Below are 14,688 nucleotides of genomic sequence, written 5' to 3' on the forward strand. Positions count from 1 at the left end.
TCGGCCAGGCCGACGTGGTACTCGTCCTGGGCGCCAACGACGTGGTCAACCCGGCGGCGAAGAACGATCCGAAGTCGCCGATTGCCGGCATGCCGATCCTCGAAGCCTTCAAGGCCAAGACCATCATTGTCAACAAGCGCTCGATGGCCAGCGGTTATGCCGGCCTGGATAACGAGCTGTTCTACCTCGACAAGACCATGATGGTGTTCGGTGACGCCAAGAAGGTCATTGAAGATATGGTTAAGGCTGTCGAGTGAGCGGAATAACTCGGCAACGCTGGGGTTATCCCAAATGATGCTTGATAAGCTATGGCTATCGCTGGCAATCGGAAATCGGGATTTGACCCTATCATGACGGAAGAGGAATATCGAGTTCGAAGGATGGACTCTATTAACTTAGCTGTTTTTTAGTACTGATCTAACTTGCTGACCATTTACACATGTTTTGGCATTTGATCCATGTTCGTGGTTTCGGCGACATCAATAATGGCGGGGTAGAAAACGTGAATAATTATAACGGTCGTGTGGTAATAGTTACTGGTGGTGGCTCTGGCATGGGCCGCGCCATGGTGCATGAATTTACCGCTCGCGGTGCCAATGTGGCAGTCCTGGATATCAATCCAAAGCGCGCCGAAGAAACCATTTCCGAACTGGCCAAACCTGACCTTGCCTTTGCTCATGCGGTGGACGTGAGCGATCCTAAAAGCGTCCAAACAGCTGTGGACGCCATTATCCAGCGTTGGGGCCACATTGATTTACTGTGCAACAATGCAGGCATTTTGGACGGCCACGCGACTGCGCATGAAGTTAGCCTGGAAGAATGGAATAAAGTAATTGCAGTCAACCTGACCGGGCCGTTTCTGATGGCCCGTGCTGTCATCCCGCAAATGCTTAAGCAAGGCAAAGGCGCGATCATCAACACTTCGTCGACGTCAGGATTCAGTGCTGCTGGCGGCGGAACGGCGTATACCGCCTCCAAACACGGCGTCATCGGTCTAACCCGCCAACTGACATTTGAATATGGTGCACGCGGTATTCGCGTTAACACGATCTGCCCTGGCGCAACAGCGACGCCTCTGGCCCTGGCCGATCCGGTAACCGCGGGCTCTCCGGATATGGAAGCGGCGATCAAAAAATTCCCGGCCCAACGTTGGTGCCAGCCAAGCGAGATCGCAAAGCTTGCCGCCTTTTTGGGCGGCGACGAAGCAGATTTCGTCCATGGCAGTGAATACGTGATGGATGGTGGATGGCTGGCTGCGGCGCGTGATCCCTTCTGATATGCATCTGTGACTCAACAACGTCAATCTTCCATGCAAAGGTAGCGGATAATGTTTAGTACGCGTGAGTGGCCGGACAGTGGTGTTGAAGGATTTCAGCGAGGGTTTGAAACAGTAGACGGCACCCGTATCCACTATGTAAGCGGTGGCGTCGATAACGGGGAAGTCATGGTGCTGGTATGCGGTTTTCCGCAGAGCTGGTATGCCTGGCGTAAGGTGCTGCCGCTGCTGGGCAAGCACTACCGTGTAATTGCACCGGATCTTCCCGGGCAGGGTGATTCGGATCGTCCGTCCAGTTGTGATACTGGCAACGTGTCGCGCTTGCTGAAAAAATTTTTGACTCAGGTTGGTGTAGAGAAGCACTCCTTGGTGGTTCACGATATTGGTGCCTGGGTTGGTTACCCTTACTGCGCTCAATTCGGTGACAGCGTCACAGGGCTGGCCATCCTTGACACCGGCATCCCTGGTATCAGCTTGCCCGATAATCTACCGTGGGCGTCTGATGTGGCTTGGCGGACTTGGCATGTAGCGTTCCACAACATTCCGGACTTGCCGGAAGAGTTGCTGGAAGGCCGTGAGCACATCTACCTGAGATGGTATCTGCAGCGGAAAGCGGCAAACCCTCAAATCTTCACCGAGGACGATTTTGCGGAGTATCTTCGTGCGTTCCGACTGAATGGATGGAAAGGCGGTCTAGCGTATTACCGGGCGATCACACAATCGGCTGAACAAAACCGTGAGTTCGCCAAATCCTTACTTAAGATGCCAGTGCTGGCTGTTCGCGCAGACCAAGGATCGATGCCTGATCTGGTCAGCGAGTTGAAGAAGGTGGCGGCCAATGTCTCGGGTACTATGGTGTTTAGCGGCCACTATATTCCCGAGGAGCAACCCAACGGCTTGGTTGATGAACTCTTGAAGTTCTTTTCCAATATAAAGTGAGAGTGTAGGGATGATCTACAACGCCCGAGTATTTTATAGGGCGTTGTTGTCTGGGCGTTCAGTTCGTAGACCATTAAATAACGAGAACTGTCATGTCAGAATTGCAGCCGCTAAACATTACTTATGCTGATGATCCTCGTGTTCTGGCCGAGCAATCAGCAGAAGATTATTCGAGGCATGTGGTACCCCTGTCGGCTAGAACTAATCGCTGGAGCTTAGCGATGGCCTCTTGGTCCGTGCTCAGTGCGATGTTTTATTTATATATAAGTGTGGCGGTCGCTCAAGCCGTAGGTAGTAAGAGTGCGATTATTGGGGTCACACTCTCGGCACTTTTTTACGGTGGCATAAATTATGTCATCTCTCAGCGCTCAATTAAAAATGGCCTGACGGTCGCTTTGTTGTCGAGAGGTATTTTCGGGGGGGCGGGTGCGATCATTTCATCATTGCTATTTGCTGTAACGGCGACGTATTACGCAGTGTTTGAGGGGTCGATCATAGCCGTTGCGTTCCACCAGTATTTTTCGCCCGAGAGCGATATACGCTGGTGGTATTTTTTGGTAGTTCTCTATGCCCTGCCTTTAGTTATGGGCGGTGTTCAGGTCTGGCTGGATAAACTCAACGGTGCGTTGCTACCTCTCTACATTATTGGTTTGATACTGGTTATTGTCATGGCCGGTAATAAATATGGGTTTTCTACTGCATTTCTGTCCATTCCAGCGTCTACCGATCCGGTAATTCCCGGATGGATGTGGGCGTTCATAGTGTACATGGGTATTTGTGTCAATATGATGGTTACAGCTGAATTCTCGCGGTTCGGGAAACCTTCTGATGCAAAATTTCATGGCCTAATTACTTTTGGCCCAGTGTTCTATCTAGCGTTATTCGTTGTGAATGGATTAGCCGGCGTTTTCATAATGAATACTGTTTTTCCTGAGTTGCAAGCCAGTGAGCGCGGTGTGGCGGAAGCCATATTGAATGCTGCCGGTTTTTTGGGCTTGATTTTCATTCTGATCAGTCAGACTAGGATTAACACGGCTAATTATTATGTGGCTTCGTTGAACTTCGCTGGCTTTGCCGCTCGCGGCCTACATCTCAACTGGCCACGTTGGGTGTGGGTGCTGTTTGTAGGTTGCTGCGTATATTTGCTTATGCTTACAAATGTGTTCAGCTATCTGCTCAAGGCGCTAGCATGGCAGGGCGTAGCGGTCACCTCTTGGGTCGCCATTCTCATGACCCATTACGTGCTCAACCGAGATGTGAAATATGGTCTCGAGTTCCGACCGGGCAGGGTCAAAGCCATCATGCCAGGTGCATGGGCAATGATCATTTCAACCGTAGTGGGTATTGCAATCGTTGAAGCGGGAACCAAGGGGAGCTGGTACGTGGAAACCGCGCCTATTCTGATCTCCGGTCTGGCTGCATTTAGTTATTGGTCGATTCTAAAATTTGTCGACGGTGGTTTGATATCGCGAACTGCGGACCCTCGTGACGACGTTGCAGATGTTTGGCGGACCCACATTGAATGTCATGTGTGCAATCGATCTTATAGTGCTATCGAGATGGATCGCGATCCTTCGGCGGAGCAACAAGCTATCTGTGCTGGTTGCGCTGAAGGTAACTACGTCTTCCTTCAATCGGCGCGACGAGAGGGGAACTGTATGCTGGCCTCTGCTGTGCAGGCGAAGTAAAGGTGGTGTAGTGGAGGAACACAGATTGTTACGCAGATCTTGACTGAACAATGCGTGCTTTGCACTCAGCATAAAAAACTATGCTGAGTGTTTTTTTGCATAAGATGAGGTGATTAGTTTGATTTTTTTTAGAAACAAGCGATTCCTCGTTGAGTTGGCCCTGATCATAGGAGTGTTCTCCTTCTGCACTGGCGAGTTTGCAATGATGGGCCTTATCTCAAGCCTGTCGGACGCTTTTCAAAAACCTGAGACGAGTGTCGCTCATTTAATCAGCGCATATGCAGTTGGTGTTGTAGTCGGTGCTCCTATCATGGTTTTTGTGGGAGTTTATCTCAAAAAGAGAAAGCTGGTTCTTTTTCTGTTGGGATTGTATACCTGTGCAAACGCCTTTAGTTTGTTGGCGCCTAACTATGAAACATTATTGCTATCCAGACTCCTGGCCGGTTTCCCCCATGCAGCCTATTTTGGTGTTGCTGCAATGATCGCGGCATCTATGGCTCCCTTCAATAAGCGAGGGAAGGCGGTCAGTAGGATCCTGTTGGGAGTTACGGCAGCGATACTGGTTGGTGCGCCGGGTGCAACCTACATTGGTCAGCAGTGCGGTTGGCGCTCAGTTTTTGCCGCTATTACTATTTTTAGCCTGATGAGTTTGATTCTTCTATATCGCAACGCACCTGAGGTCGAGGATGATCGTAGACTTGACGTTAGAGAGGAATTGGCGCCTTTCGCTCAACTTCAGATATGGCTGGCTCTAGCAATCGGCGCCGTTGGTTTTTGCGGAATGTTCGGCGTCTATAGCTATCTTGCTCCAATTGTTTTAAATGTGACTAAACTGGAAGCTCATTGGATCGCGCCCATGCTCATGTTGTTTGGTGTAGGTACGATGATTGGAAATTTTGCAGGAGGCTGGCTTTATGATCGCGTAAAATTTGCCGCTGTGAATTTCATTATGCTGTTCAGTTTTTTTGCCCTGTTCGCGTTTCCTATTTTGTCCAGAACATTGCCGGGAGTTTCATTTGCCACGGTGTTGCTTGGATGCATGGTTGCGTTGGCACCAGCTTTACAGATGCGACTGATGGATATCAGTAAGCATGGTCAGTCACTTGTTGCCGCTTCCAATCATGCTGCGTTGAACCTTGCTAATGCGCTTGGCCCTTGGTTGGGTGGGCTTGCAATTAATGCCGGTTGGGGGTGGACATCGACAGGTTACGTGGGTGCCGGCATGGCTTTTGTAGGGTGTTTGATCTATTGGGTGGCTCAGCACCTGGAAAGAAGAGTGGTGTGAAAATGGACTTCAATGGAATATACAAGTTTGCATTTTTTTGTATCGTACGTAATTTTCCAGAGGTTGCGCTTAAAATACGAGAGAATTTAACGGGTTTGGCCTTTATCTTCAAAGCTCATCAATTTTTGGGATATGTATATTTCGTCTCTTTTGTGTGGCTCTATATTGCCTGTGAAATCCGTCGTGACTAGACCCGTGCAGTATGCAACGGTGCTAATCAGCTGTCGATCTGTAAGGCTATTGCACGGTTCGGAAATGTATGAACTCAAGGGTATCCATCTTGCGTTCTCAATTTCTTCGATATCCAAAATGTTAATTGCCTGTGTCAGTGGTTTCATCCTACATATAAAGTGCAGATTGGATTTGCCGAGCTGGTGAGTATGCATTGTGGTGAATCCCACTATGGATTCGAACAATGTTTTTATTCCCGTTTCCTCGAATATCTCACGCTGGATAGAGTGCTGGATTTTTTCTCCTGCTTCAATATACCCTCCGGGAAGTTTGAATCCTGTGGTGCCTCGCTCTTTCACCAAAAGGATCTCATTCAACTCATTCAAAACAATCGCGCTTGCACCAATTGTGTGTGTTGGAATAAACGGTACAAAGGTGACTTCTGACGGCTGACGGACCAATGTCAGTTCTTCACGAAGACAGCTGTGAAACGTGAAACCAGCACTGACGAATAATGGAACGCACTCGGAGCGAGTAATAGGAAGAGAGACCCAAGAAAGAGATTTTCTATTAGTCTCAAGATAGGTCAAGAGAGTTTCAATGTCGTTTTTTAATTCCTCTGTAGTCTTTGGTAACGAAGCAGGGTCAATGATCACGCCGTTAAAGCGATCCAATTCAAATCTCATTGTTGATCTTCAATAGCATTGAGCTAGTCCTCGGAGGATATTCTCCAAGCTTTGCTGTATCGCCGCGCTTGGGATTGGCGAGTATATAAAAAACACTTTGAGCTTGCAAGATAAGCCACACGTGCTTATTCATCCTTTTGTTCCGCAGAACGCTAGTTTTGTTCCGAATTAATTTTCGCAGCATCAAGGCAAAAAAATAATATCGCCTCGATATGGCTTCAATAATTGATGCGGCAAATTTATCGCTCGACTCAGTACCGCTTGAAAAATCTATCAAACGGTTTTCTCCAAATCTGGTGTCTTTTTTGCATCGGATTTTGTGGTCCTTTACTATGGCTAGAGGTATTTATGCACTCGCTAAATTCAATCGCTGGTATTAAAAGGTACCGTATCCAAGACGAGATCCCCATCGCAATAGATGACACGGGTAATGGCCCTGGCGAGATTGCTGGTGTTGGTCAGGATTCAGGGGGCAAAGTAGGTGAGGAAGTTGAGCTAACAAGCCGGTCTCGAATGATCGTCGCGGTGGCGTGCGCTACATTGGTGCGTATTACGTCTCGTATCTACAAATCGTTACCTAAACGGGGACACTAGAGCGTTACTAAATGACTCGCTACGCTTGTAGAAAGGTGACATTGCTGTTGACATTGGATCTTATTGCATAGGGCGGTTGTGCTTATTTTTTTGCTATTCGACAGGCTCTCCGCCATTTTCCTGGGATATGGAGTCCTATGGCAAGCAGGTGTGGCACGATGGTCAAGGCGTCTCAATCCAGACTGGACCTGTTATTTGGGGAGGCGTGGGGTGCAATGGCCAGCATGCCTACCATCAACTGCTGCACGAGGGATCCACTTGATCCCCGCTGACTTTATTGCGTCGGTGATGAGCCAGAATCCCTTGGCTGATCACCAGTAATGGCTGTTCGCGAACTGTGGTGGCGCAAAGTCAGGCGCTTATGCAAGGTATGAGTCGAGCCGAAGTTGAGGATGTCTTGCAAGGCATGGGCTTATCCAAAGAGGAACTAGTACGGATCACGCATCACAAAATTATTCCCGGTAACCGCCCGAGCAATATGATCATGATGCAAAAAGTCACGCCATCTACGTTAGTCGCTTCAATCGCTTTATGAACAAAAAGTGTTCGTCCAAAGGTTATTTGGGAGTTAACTGTTTGATCAGTGGGGCGTCGAGCTCGGGAAGGCTCTATCATCGACCGCTCAAGTGATTAATATTGATATTCATGATGTTCTCCTATTCCAAGGCAGTAGTGCCTCAAATTCAAATTCAACAGCCCGATAGTCTCAGAGGATACTCATTGATCTAGCTTTAGCCACAGCTTGAGCTCTTCGCCTTACTCCAAGTTTTCCGCAAATCCGCTGTATATGACTTTTCACCGTAAACACCGAGATGTACAACCGCTGCCCAATTTCGGCATTCGATAGACACGCTTCAACCAAACGCAAGACCTCTATTTCTCGATCCGAAAGCACGACGTACTGGAACCGTACGTACGGTGGTGTGAGAGGACGGCGGCTGTGAGGCCGCCTCCTACTCAATCATGAAATCTGGCAGTTTGTAAACGTAGAGCGGCTCTGAAATTCAGTTCAATCGAACATCGGAGGCTTAAGTTGGTCACGTTCCGCTTCTGCGCAAAGTAGCGGCACAGTAATGGACAACAAAAATAAAAAATTAAGGTCAACCAGAAGGCGATTCCGATGGCTGAAGCTGACTTGGTCCCGACCGCGGCTCCACGACGGCCCGAGAGGCTCGCTGGAATACTATTCGTTATCTGGTGTTGTGCGGTGAATAATGCTGCACCAGGGGCCATTGGCCAGGGATGGAAGGCTCGACCAGGTAGTCTGTGGAGCTTTCGTGTCATAGACCCCCTCATACCCTAATTGCGCCGCCCAGCCAAACCAACGCAAGCACACCGCTGACCAAAACCATACGGGCTAGCGGCGCATCATTATCGAATCACTCAAGTGAATTTTGCACCGAAGCCGTGCGCCGCGTTATCTAAACGTCCTGTGAAGATTTGAAAAATGGGGGCCGGGGCCATTGGCACGCTGATTGCTGGGGTATAACCGAACGACTGTTCGTGCGGGTTGTTTAGCATTGTCATGTTTGATTAGAGCCTCATGCGCTCTAGATAGGAGGGTGCCCATGTCCGCCAAATTTCCGACCGTAGCCATAGTAGGAAGCGGGCCGTCAGGCTGTTACGTCGCGCAGTTCCTTCAAAAGAAATGGAGTTCGGCGCAAATCACGATTTTCGAAGCGTTACCTGTTCCTTATGGGCTGGTGCGTTACGGTGTCGCGGCAGATCATCAAGGTAGCAAAACAGTTATCCAGCAATTTGAACGAATGTTCGAGAAAGGAGGGGTCGACTTTCGAGGCAACGTCAATGTTGGAAGAGATATCTCATATTCGAAACTGGCAGAGTCCTACGACGTCGTAGTGCTGGCGACTGGTCTCAGTCATGACGCAGATCTGGATATCCATGTCCATCCTTCTGCGCCAGTTGTAGGCGCAGGAAGATTGCTTAAAGCGTTGAATGGTCATCCTGAAGTTGAGCTGCTCAAAAATGCTGATGGTACTACTCGTGAGCTCGGGCGCCATGTCGCAGTAATCGGTAGCGGTAATGTAGCTATTGATGTCATCCGTATGATCGCCAAAACAGACCGTGAACTTGAGGGGTCGGATATATCCGACGAAGTGCGTACAAAGCTTAATGTTGAGCAGGTAAAAAGTCTGACCCTTGTAAGCCGTTCCAGCGCGGTTGACGCGAAATGTGATGGGTCAATGATGGCTGAGCTACTTAGTTTGCCTGGAGTCTGCGTTAGGGTAGAAGGAATTGTTAAAGGTGAGGGGGGGGCGATTCCGGAGTTGTTAACCGCTGCCTCGAACACTAGGAAGACTAGCAATTGTTCAAGGCTTTCAGTTAATTTCATTTTCAATGCTTTGCCGAGTGGAATTGACAATGTGTACGGACAGGCTAAGTTAACGACTATAAATAGAATCTCCTGCATCAGTACTGCCAGAATGTTTGACACCGTAATAACAGCTATTGGCTTCAATAATGGAACTACGAAAGAAGCTACCGTTACGCCTCGAGGCCTGGGCGCGGATGCGATCTATCAAGTGGGTTGGCTGAAACGGGGGCCAAAGGGTACGGTGGCTGAAAACCGTAAAGATGCCAAGTTAGTCGCAGAAGCAATTTTTTCTGATTTTGAAAGTGGCGTAATTAAAGCTGGAAAGCCCGGGTTGATTTCAATCGAACGCGAATTGTCTTCCGATGTCGTTAATTATATCGGTTGGCGTCGAATTGATGAGTATGAGCAAAACTCGGCAAAATCAGGAAGATGTAGAAAAAAGATAAACGATATTCGAACAATGCTCACCATCGCCCATGGTGCGAATTTTTGTGTGGGAGAGGTAAATGCGTTAGAAGTTGCTAATTAACTATTTTTAGTCAAGGATGTAGAAAATGTCTGAGATTTTGATTGTGTTTGGTACAGAGAGCGGAAACTCTGAAATGGCAGCCGATGATATTGCTGCCTGCTTAGGTCGCAGAGGCATCACTGCAGAAATCAAATCAATGGAGGACGTTTCCGTAGCCGGGCTGAAACTGACTTCGCAGCTAGTGGTAGTTACATCAACGTATGGAGCGGGGGAACTTCCGGAAACGACTGCGCCTTTCTTTGAAGCATTGGTAGAGAAGGCTCCTGACCTAAGTAGTGTTAATTTTTTTGCATTCGGACTAGGTGATAGTACCTATGAAAAGTTTAATAACGCCATTGATGTTATTTCCGCGAAATTGGTTGAGTTGGGAGCAATTAAAATTGGCGAAACGGGTCGGCACGATGCTGCGAGCGGTAAGTCTGTGACGATGGTTGCGAACGCTTGGTTTGAGCAGGTTTATAACTGATTATTGCCGGGAGGAACACAATGAATATTACACATGAAGTGCTGCCTTGGGCACATCCAGATTTTCGTCGCAATCCGTATCCATGGTACGCCCGGCTGCAGCGAGATTATCCGTTGTATCAGGAAAGCGAGCGTCAATATGTTGTTTCCCGGTATGAGGACTATATAAAATTTGTGAAACATCCGGCCATGAGTATGGTAGAGCCCGAGTGGGTCCAGCCGCACAACTGGCGTGTTTTCCTCGACACTATTTTGTTCTACGATCCCCCTAAACACACGGCTGTCCGTCGCCATACAAATAAATGGTTTACTCCGAAGCTCGTAAAGGAGTGGGTGAAGCATACTACTGAAGTCACCCGAAATGCGCTTGGGCAGGTTGAAGAGGATGGCTACATTGAAGCACATCATCATATCTGTGTGGTGCCGACACATATTACGATGTGCCGAGTGCTTGGTATCGCTGAGGATGACATTGAGCTCGTAACATTGAATGCATTGAAGATTGTGGGCATGCAGACTCCGGCAGCAACTGAGGCTGATAAGAATCGCGCTAGAGAAGGTTTCGATTGGTTGTTCTCAAAGTGCCGCGCCATCATTGAAGAAAAACGGATAAATCCAGGCGATGGCTTATTAGACGCAATGCTTTCGCTTGAAGCGTCTGGCGATATGACCTCGGATGAGGTGATTCAGACCTTGGTGCTCTTTTATTTTTCCGGCGCCCCCAACCCTGCTTACGTCCTCGCATCTATCCTGGAGCACTTCGCAAGGGATCCTCGCCTTTTTGATCTATATCGGAAAGAGCCAGACGTGCGTGCGGCAATGATCAATGAGTTTATTAGGCTAAACCCTCCAGAACTATCGTTTACCCGCTACCCGACCGAGGAGGTAGAGATTCGCGGGGTTAAAATTCCTGCTGGATCTTCCATTCGATTCATGACAGCAGCTGTGAATCGTGATGAAACGGTTTTCCGTCGGCCGAATCAGTTTGACCATACCCGACCTCAGGAGGCCAGTCAGCACGTCTCTTTCGGCATCGGAGTACATGCATGCGCTGGACAAGTAATCAGCAGAGCAGAAATTGAGGCCTCACTGAACGTCATTGCGGAGCACTATTCCGGAATTGAATTGGCAGAAGAGCCTGTGACTTTAAATGATGATCGAATTCGCAACTACATCACGCTTCCTCTCTATTTTAAAAAATAGCAGGGTGTAGGTTGGTGCTCATATTGTCTTATGAATAAGGTTTTTTTGCTTTATATATGGTTGTGGAAGGAAGTGGTCGTATTTAAATCAAAGAGCATGAATGAATTTTTGTGTAATTTGCAGGAGGAATCTGTGTGTATTTAATTGCCTGCAAATGGTGGTTACACTGAAAAGCAGACATCTTCTGCAAGCTACGTAAGTGCTGGGTATTACAATAATGATGAAATAGCAAGACCCCATCTGCCAATACACATTAATGAAAGTTATCATTGGAGACTTCAAAATGACGATAAGCGCAGAGGCCGGGGTTGTTGGGGGTTCTACATCTCCGGATCATGTCAAGCTTACCGGGCAGATGGGCGCATTCAGCTTGGCTCTCACTGTTCTGGCCTTTTCGGCACCCCTTACCACAGTTTCCGGATACATACCGGTTGCACTGTCGTTTGGAGGCATAGCAAGTCCACTTGCATTTATCATTGTAACGGCAATGATTTTGATATTTGGGGTTGGCTATGTCACATTAAATGCTGCGGTTAAGCGCCCAGGGGATTTTTATTCCTTTATTAGTTTTGGGCTAGGTAAATCGTCCGGACTTGGTTCAGGCCTGATGGCCGCAGTTTCATATTTTCTGATTCTTACGGGTGTAGCGGCATATTTTGGTGTGGCTTGTGCAGACCTCCATCAAGAAGTATCCGGTTACTCATTATCCTGGTACTGGTATGCATTGGCTTGCTGGGCTGCTGTAGGTATTCTAGGCTATTTTAATGTAGAGCTATCCGCTAAGGTTTTGACCTGGGTAATGGTAGCTGAAGTAGTCGTTTGTCTAGTTTTCGCGTTTGCAGTACTAAAAGGCGGAGGGGATACTTCGATTGCTGCCGAAGCGCCGTTTTCTCCTAGCGAATTTACGCGGTCTAATGTTAATTTGCCACTTGCGATGCTGTTCGTAGTTTCTTTCTTTATGGGTTTTGAGGCAACGGCTCTGTTCCGTGATGAAGTTCGCCTCCCTGATAAAACCATACCGATCGCAACCTATGGCGCGATTATATTTATTGGATTGGTATACACATTCTGTGCATATGCATTGATTATGGCATACGGAAGTGGTGTGCAGGATGCGGCCATAAAATCACCGGCCACGATGTTTTCAGTCGCGTTCTCGAAGTATGTGGATGGTAAGTACCATGTGCTGATCTCTCTGTTGATATTAACCTCGTCTTTTGCGTGCATCCTCTCCATTCATAATGTGCTTTCTCGTTATTTGTACAATCTTGGAACTGACGGCGCACTGCCTGCATTTCTCAAACAAGTGCACCCACAGCATGCCTCACCCTTTAAAGCTTCCATGGCCGTGTCTTTTTTAGTTCTCTTGGTTCTATGTCCGTTTATCCTGCTTCAGGTAAAGCCAGAGATCCTTTACGGGCAGCTTTCTGGTGTGGGCACTGCCGGAGTGATTTTCCTCCTCACATTGGTTAACTTTTCTGCGTTGACCTGGTTCGTCGAAAAAGGTCGCTTTGAGAAAGCCAGTTTTATGAAGTCATTTATGGCGCCTGCGATATCTTCGATCTTTTTCATGGGGTTGGTAGTATTGGTGGCTAAAAATTTTGAGTTGCTGGTAGGGGGGGAGCCAGGTCAGCGTGTTTGGATGTTGTACAGTTTGTTTTTTGTTCAATTATTTGGAATGGTACTTGCTGGTTACTATAAAAAAGTTAAGCCGGAAATCTTTGAAAAACTGGGACGCAGTCACAGTTGACGTCGCTTATCATTACTTCCGAGTGATTTAATTTCACTCGGATTTTACTATGCTATCGCAGGCTTATTGAGTGCTATTTATCTCGAGTACACTGCTGTGGTAGTCTGTGGTAAATACTTAGACTGATTTTAGGGTTGTGAATTGGATGCGCGAAACCGAGAACGCGGCAGGTATGCTGAGACGCCTTGAAAATTATGTGAACACCTTCGACTGGGATAGCTTGACTCGAAGCAAGCAGGTCATTCTCGACGCATTTCTTCGCGTGGCAACTCGGGAGGGCATCGCTAGCGTTTCCATGCGCAGCCTTGCTGCCGCGGCAGGTGTGAAGCCACCGACTATATATTCTCACTTCCCGGAAGGGCGAGACCAGATTGTTGCCGCCGCAATGCGTTGGCATTACAACAATTTTGCACGTTCGTTGCGTGGAGCGCTAGGCAACTGTCGTACCCCCGAGCAATATTGGGTTGCATTGATTGGCTTCCATGTTCGTCAGCAGTTGCAGCGACCGGAGAACGATATTTGGGATGCTCTCATCGCGACAGATCGGATTGCAAAGGTTCTTCCTAAGGGTTTGCGCAAAGAAGTCGATGACTGGGAGGATTTTTGTGACTATATGTACGCGTCGATAGCGCAAGACATCGGGGCTCGGGATTGCGCGGTTAATGCGAGGGTGGTGAGGAAGCTTATAGATAGTGTCGGCTCGTGGTGGCGCTGGGACGGATCAGAAGGTAGCTTAGAAGCTGCTGTAGTTTATAGCGTTAATCTATCTAGAAAAGTGCTAATTTTTTAGTTTGTAAAACTTCAGTATTGAGTTTTATTTATCATCTCAACAGCTGAATTTTAGACAGGGCAAAGTGATTAAGCCTCGGCCATCGCCATTGCGGATCAACTCCGTACGGTGCGGCAGCTAAGGCTTCCTCAAGTAAAGATCTCTCGGTGCAGAACTATCTGGAAAATCGATGGCAGTTGGGCAAGGGTGGCAAACCTTGCGAATTGTGATCGAAGCTAGGCAAGGCAGCATCTTCGATGGCACCTGTCTTGAGACGGTCAAGAAAATCAACGACGAGACATTTCGCTTCCCGGTGTCAACCGATCTTACATGAAGTCGCTGTAGACTCCAGCGACCCGGTGGATCGAGTCCCAGAGGAGGGGGCGACGGCGGGCCGGTGATACCGGATGATTACAACGGCTCTGCCAAATGCCTGGACCAGTTATCACAGAACGTTGAGCGATCAGGGAAGTGGGTCCACTCGTCGCCTCCAATTTCAAGCCCAGCATTGTGCTGTTGCCTCTTCAGAACATCACAATCGGATGATAGCAAGCTGCTGTACTACAACGCGCAGTCAGGCTCGCTTGAACAGATTCGGCCCAAGTACGAAACCGACAACATCGACCTTCACATCGTCGGTTTTTCCAAGGTAGTGGATGATCTGATCTCCGGCATGCGCCAGATGCAGCCGTTCTTCGCGGCGACGCTGGTGATGTGCGGCATCGTGTTGTTCTGGTAAACACGTTGCGTGCACGCCACGTTGTTGGTGCTGTTGTGCTCGATCATCGCCGTGGTGGCTGTTGGGTTACTGTCCACCCTAGGGGTTGCTCTCGATCCGTATTCGATACTCATCCCATTCCTGATATTTGCCATTGGCTTGAGTCACGGCGCCCAGAAGTTGAAGGAATCATGCAGGACATCGGCCGCGGCGCTGCGGGTTTCGCCGTGTTGATGATCGCCAAATCCCGGTCATCCAGGACCTCGCCGTCGCCGCGACA

15 protein-coding genes and 1 pseudogene are annotated in these 14,688 nt (G+C 48.5%); 13 read left to right on the top strand and 3 right to left on the bottom strand.

Annotated elements, in window-relative coordinates:
* The 5 genes from Q7C33_RS06780 to Q7C33_RS06800 all read left to right on the top strand — a co-directional run.
* Positions 1-257, top strand: a 257-nt coding sequence (locus Q7C33_RS06780; RefSeq protein ID WP_407683040.1) for an NAD(P)(+) transhydrogenase (Re/Si-specific) subunit beta, incomplete at its 5' end; no start/stop codon positions are given.
* A gap of 182 nt (positions 258-439) precedes the next feature.
* Positions 440-1,276, top strand: a complete 837-nt coding sequence (locus Q7C33_RS06785; RefSeq protein WP_152667473.1) for an SDR family NAD(P)-dependent oxidoreductase — start codon at positions 440-442, stop codon at positions 1,274-1,276.
* A 51-nt stretch (positions 1,277-1,327) separates the two neighbouring features.
* Positions 1,328-2,215 (top strand): alpha/beta fold hydrolase, encoded by an 888-nt coding sequence (locus tag Q7C33_RS06790; protein WP_046061901.1) that lies wholly within the window; start codon positions 1,328-1,330, stop codon positions 2,213-2,215.
* A 92-nt stretch (positions 2,216-2,307) separates the two neighbouring features.
* Entirely contained in the window at positions 2,308-3,903 is a 1,596-nt protein-coding gene (locus Q7C33_RS06795) for a purine-cytosine permease family protein (protein WP_217859835.1), read from the top strand.
* A 109-nt stretch (positions 3,904-4,012) separates the two neighbouring features.
* On the top strand, positions 4,013-5,188 hold the full coding sequence (locus Q7C33_RS06800) for an MFS transporter (RefSeq protein ID WP_217859834.1): 1,176 nt from the start codon (positions 4,013-4,015) through the stop codon (positions 5,186-5,188).
* 86 nt (positions 5,189-5,274) lie between these two features.
* Here the strand turns inward: Q7C33_RS06800 and Q7C33_RS06805 are convergent, their stop codons facing one another.
* Positions 5,275-6,045 (bottom strand): NUDIX hydrolase, encoded by a 771-nt coding sequence (locus tag Q7C33_RS06805; RefSeq protein WP_217859833.1) that lies wholly within the window; start codon positions 6,043-6,045, stop codon positions 5,275-5,277.
* A gap of 721 nt (positions 6,046-6,766) precedes the next feature.
* On the opposite strand from Q7C33_RS06805, the pseudogene Q7C33_RS06810 reads away from it, so the two are divergent.
* Positions 6,767-7,174 (top strand): annotated as a pseudogene (locus Q7C33_RS06810) (hypothetical protein).
* A 171-nt stretch (positions 7,175-7,345) separates the two neighbouring features.
* On the opposite strand, the gene Q7C33_RS06815 reads toward Q7C33_RS06810, so the two are convergent.
* Positions 7,346-7,534 (bottom strand): response regulator transcription factor, encoded by a 189-nt coding sequence (locus Q7C33_RS06815; protein ID WP_225936060.1) that lies wholly within the window; start codon positions 7,532-7,534, stop codon positions 7,346-7,348.
* A gap of 673 nt (positions 7,535-8,207) precedes the next feature.
* On the opposite strand from Q7C33_RS06815, the gene Q7C33_RS06820 reads away from it, so the two are divergent.
* The 6 genes from Q7C33_RS06820 (at position 8,208) to Q7C33_RS06845 (ending at position 14,429) form a co-directional block, all read left to right on the top strand.
* Positions 8,208-9,503, top strand: a complete 1,296-nt coding sequence (locus Q7C33_RS06820) for an FAD-dependent oxidoreductase (RefSeq protein WP_082097885.1) — start codon at positions 8,208-8,210, stop codon at positions 9,501-9,503.
* Between the two features lie 25 nt (positions 9,504-9,528).
* The gene (locus Q7C33_RS06825; protein WP_407683041.1) at positions 9,529-9,969 is read left to right on the top strand and encodes a flavodoxin domain-containing protein; all 441 of its coding nucleotides are present in this window, start codon (positions 9,529-9,531) and stop codon (positions 9,967-9,969) included.
* A 20-nt stretch (positions 9,970-9,989) separates the two neighbouring features.
* Entirely contained in the window at positions 9,990-11,171 is a 1,182-nt protein-coding gene (locus Q7C33_RS06830) for a cytochrome P450 (protein ID WP_082097884.1), read from the top strand.
* A gap of 283 nt (positions 11,172-11,454) precedes the next feature.
* A complete protein-coding gene (locus Q7C33_RS06835) occupies positions 11,455-12,921 on the top strand; it encodes an APC family permease (protein ID WP_281112920.1) in 1,467 nt (488 codons plus the stop codon).
* A gap of 145 nt (positions 12,922-13,066) precedes the next feature.
* Positions 13,067-13,711 (top strand): TetR/AcrR family transcriptional regulator, encoded by a 645-nt coding sequence (locus Q7C33_RS06840; protein WP_407683042.1) that lies wholly within the window; start codon positions 13,067-13,069, stop codon positions 13,709-13,711.
* A 376-nt stretch (positions 13,712-14,087) separates the two neighbouring features.
* Positions 14,088-14,429 carry a hypothetical protein gene (locus Q7C33_RS06845; RefSeq protein WP_442095323.1) on the top strand — a complete coding sequence of 114 codons (342 nt, stop codon included), beginning with the start codon at positions 14,088-14,090 and terminating at the stop codon, positions 14,427-14,429.
* Here Q7C33_RS06845 and Q7C33_RS06850 read toward each other — a convergent pair.
* Positions 14,318-14,542 carry a hypothetical protein gene (locus Q7C33_RS06850; RefSeq protein ID WP_407683043.1) on the bottom strand — a complete coding sequence of 75 codons (225 nt, stop codon included), beginning with the start codon at positions 14,540-14,542 and terminating at the stop codon, positions 14,318-14,320. The two genes, Q7C33_RS06845 and Q7C33_RS06850, sit on opposite strands and share 112 nt — an antisense overlap.
* Here Q7C33_RS06850 and Q7C33_RS06855 point away from each other — a divergent pair.
* The gene (locus tag Q7C33_RS06855) at positions 14,484-14,642 is read left to right on the top strand and encodes a hypothetical protein (RefSeq protein ID WP_442095325.1); all 159 of its coding nucleotides are present in this window, start codon (positions 14,484-14,486) and stop codon (positions 14,640-14,642) included. The two genes, Q7C33_RS06850 and Q7C33_RS06855, sit on opposite strands and share 59 nt — an antisense overlap.
* Positions 14,643-14,688: the final 46 nt, after the last annotated feature.

Source organism: Pseudomonas sp. BP11-1-1, from assembly GCF_052112105.1.
In the GTDB taxonomy this organism is placed as follows: Bacteria; Pseudomonadota; Gammaproteobacteria; order Pseudomonadales; family Pseudomonadaceae; genus Aquipseudomonas; species Aquipseudomonas alvandae.

Excerpts from the sequence above, each read along its gene's own strand:
- Q7C33_RS06830 (WP_082097884.1), top strand. The coding sequence starts at position 9,990 with ATGAATATTACACATGAAGTGCTGCCTTGGGCACATCCAGATTTTCGT.
- Q7C33_RS06840 (WP_407683042.1), top strand. The coding sequence starts at position 13,067 with ATGCGCGAAACCGAGAACGCGGCAGGTATGCTGAGACGCCTTGAAAAT.
- Q7C33_RS06820 (WP_082097885.1), top strand. The coding sequence starts at position 8,208 with ATGTCCGCCAAATTTCCGACCGTAGCCATAGTAGGAAGCGGGCCGTCA.
- Q7C33_RS06825 (WP_407683041.1), top strand. The coding sequence starts at position 9,529 with ATGTCTGAGATTTTGATTGTGTTTGGTACAGAGAGCGGAAACTCTGAA.
- Q7C33_RS06850 (WP_407683043.1), bottom strand. The coding sequence starts at position 14,542 with ATGAGTATCGAATACGGATCGAGAGCAACCCCTAGGGTGGACAGTAAC.
- Q7C33_RS06785 (WP_152667473.1), top strand. The coding sequence starts at position 440 with ATGTTTTGGCATTTGATCCATGTTCGTGGTTTCGGCGACATCAATAAT.
- Q7C33_RS06835 (WP_281112920.1), top strand. The coding sequence starts at position 11,455 with ATGACGATAAGCGCAGAGGCCGGGGTTGTTGGGGGTTCTACATCTCCG.
- Q7C33_RS06790 (WP_046061901.1), top strand. The coding sequence starts at position 1,328 with ATGTTTAGTACGCGTGAGTGGCCGGACAGTGGTGTTGAAGGATTTCAG.
- Q7C33_RS06805 (WP_217859833.1), bottom strand. The coding sequence starts at position 6,045 with ATGAGATTTGAATTGGATCGCTTTAACGGCGTGATCATTGACCCTGCT.
- Q7C33_RS06795 (WP_217859835.1), top strand. The coding sequence starts at position 2,308 with ATGTCAGAATTGCAGCCGCTAAACATTACTTATGCTGATGATCCTCGT.